The sequence below is a fragment of the Pseudomonas sp. NDM genome (assembly GCF_003105095.1).
GTDB lineage: Bacteria > Pseudomonadota > Gammaproteobacteria > Pseudomonadales > Pseudomonadaceae > Aquipseudomonas > Aquipseudomonas moraviensis_A.
Genome location: NZ_QETJ01000307.1, coordinates 1 through 1,844 on the forward strand (window position 1 = coordinate 1; position 1,844 = coordinate 1,844).

Annotated in this window: 1 protein-coding gene and 1 pseudogene; one reads left to right on the forward strand and one right to left on the reverse strand. The window is 62.4% G+C overall.

Annotation, left to right across the window (positions count from 1 at the left end):
* A pseudogene (locus tag DCO47_RS27695) lies at positions 1-99 on the reverse strand (hypothetical protein); the annotation flags it as partial.
* 58 nt (positions 100-157) lie between these two features.
* Between DCO47_RS27695 and DCO47_RS26670 the strand changes: the two are divergent.
* Positions 158-1,771, forward strand: coding sequence for an inorganic phosphate transporter (locus DCO47_RS26670; protein WP_064364912.1), 1,614 nt, complete (start codon positions 158-160; stop codon positions 1,769-1,771).
* Positions 1,772-1,844 lie beyond the last annotated feature (73 nt).

The following is a 1,844-nucleotide window of genomic DNA, read 5'->3' on the forward strand; positions in this document are numbered from 1 at the left end:
GTCGCGGGCCATGAACCACTGGGCCAGACCGCCCTTGGAATCACCGACGATCAGCGAGATGCCGCCGACCAGTTGCCCGGTCGCAGTGACTTCGGCGTCTGTAACATTCTGCAACGATCATGGGCGACATTCCTTCCCTCGCTCAGGATTGTCCGCCATGGCCACGCCCTCACTGACCGCCAGCCCTGCGTCCGCCGCCAGTGGCAGACCGGCGCTCGACAAGAAAACCGGTCCGTTCACCTACGTCATCTTTTTCGCCGTGCTCGCCATGGGCATGCTGTTTACCGCCTACAGCCTGATGCACGACATGCACGAACTCGGCACGGTGGTCACCACCTGGACGCCGTTCCTGTTGCTCGGCGTGGCGCTGTTGATCGCGCTGGGATTCGAGTTCGTCAACGGTTTCCACGACACCGCCAACGCCGTCGCGACGGTGATCTACACGCACTCACTGCCGCCGAATGTCGCGGTGGTCTGGTCGGGGTTCTTCAATTTCCTCGGGGTGCTGCTGTCGAGCGGTGCGGTGGCGTTCGGCATCATTGCGCTGTTGCCGGTGGAGCTGATTCTGCAGGTCGGCTCGTCCGCCGGGTTTGCGATGATCTTCGCCCTGTTGATCGCGGCGATTCTGTGGAACCTCGGCACCTGGTGGCTGGGCTTGCCGGCGTCGTCTTCGCACACCTTGATCGGCTCGATCATCGGCGTCGGCGTGGCGAATGCCTTGATGCACGGTCGCGACGGCACCAGCGGTGTCGACTGGGCGCAGGCGACCAAGATCGGCTATGCGCTGCTGCTGTCGCCGCTGGTGGGTTTCGGTTGTGCGGCGCTGTTGCTGCTGGCATTGCGCGCGTTCGTCAAGAACCGTGCGCTGTACAAGGCGCCCGAAGGCAATACTCCACCGCCACTGTGGATTCGCGGTTTGCTCATCGCCACCTGCACCGGCGTGTCGTTCGCCCACGGCTCCAACGACGGTCAGAAAGGCATGGGCCTGATCATGCTGATTCTGGTCGGCACGCTGCCAATGGCCTACGCATTGAACCGGACCATGCCGGAAGAACAAGCGCTGCAATTCGCCGCCGTCGCCCAAGTCACTCAACAAGCGCTGGTGAAAAGTGCGCCGCTGCCAGCACCTGCCGATCCGCGCCCGGTCCTTTCGGATTACGTGCGCAGCAAGGAACCCACGCCGCAACTGATCCCCGCCCTCGCCGCCCTGACCGGGCATATCGGCGAGGAAGTCAAAGGCTACGGTTCGCTGGCAAAGGTCCCGGCCGAAGCCATGGGCAACGTGCGCAACGACATGTACCTGGCGAGCGAAAGCATTCGCCTGATGGACAAGAACAAGGTCGGCAACTTCGATGCCGACACCAGCAGCAAGCTGCAGCTGTTCAAACAACAGATCGACAACGCCACGCGGTTCATTCCGCTGTGGGTGAAGATCGCCGTGGCGATTGCCCTGGGACTCGGCACCATGGTCGGCTGGAAGCGCATTGTCGTGACCGTCGGCGAGAAGATCGGCAAGACTCATCTGACCTACGCCCAGGGCGCCTCGGCGGAAACCGTGGCGATGCTGACCATCGGCGCGGCGGACATGTTCGGTTTGCCGGTATCGACAACCCATGTGTTGTCCTCGGGCGTGGCCGGGACCATGGTTGCCAACGGCGCCGGGTTGCAGATGCGCACGATCCGCAACTTGCTGATGGCCTGGGTGTTGACCCTGCCAGCGGCCATCCTGCTGTCGGGCAGCCTTTACTGGCTGTTCACCCAAATCTTCTGACCCTGCGCAAATCCCCCTGTAGGAGCTGCCGAAGGCTGCGATCTTTTGATCTGGTTTTTACAAATCAAAGTCA